Annotated in this window: 1 protein-coding gene; it reads left to right on the top strand. The window is 68.6% G+C overall.

Translation table 11 applies throughout. The features are described from left to right. Positions 1-405 (top strand): hypothetical protein (locus FJV41_RS53075; RefSeq protein ID WP_220138061.1); only part of this gene is annotated, 405 nt, incomplete at both ends.

Consider the following 405-nt stretch of genomic DNA (forward strand, 5'->3'; position numbering starts at 1 on the left):
CACCTCTACACCACGAGCGACGAAGAGCGGGCGCAGCTGATTGCCAATGGCTGGAAGGACCAGGGCAACGTCGGCTACGTGCGGAGCCAGCCGGCGAGCGGTGCGGCGCCTCTCTACCGCCTGCGGCCTCCGGGCGCGAGCACGAGCCACTACTACACGGCCAGCGAAGAACTGCGTGCCTCCGCGAGGGACGTGCTCGGCTGGATCGAAGAGGGTGTCATCGGCTACATCGACGTGGCGCCGGCCAAGGACAACGCGGCGCTCTACCAGCTGTATGCCAACGGCACGAACCGGCACTTCCACGGCCTCACCCGCTCGGAGGTGGACTATGCGCTCATGCCCAACCCGGGGTTCACGGCGGGCGTGGACCGCCGCGAGAGCATGGCCTACGACGCGGCGGGCAAC

This window comes from Myxococcus llanfairpwllgwyngyllgogerychwyrndrobwllllantysiliogogogochensis, from assembly GCF_006636215.1.
Lineage (GTDB): Bacteria > Myxococcota > Myxococcia > Myxococcales > Myxococcaceae > Myxococcus > Myxococcus llanfairpwllgwyngyllgogerychwyrndrobwllllantysiliogogogochensis.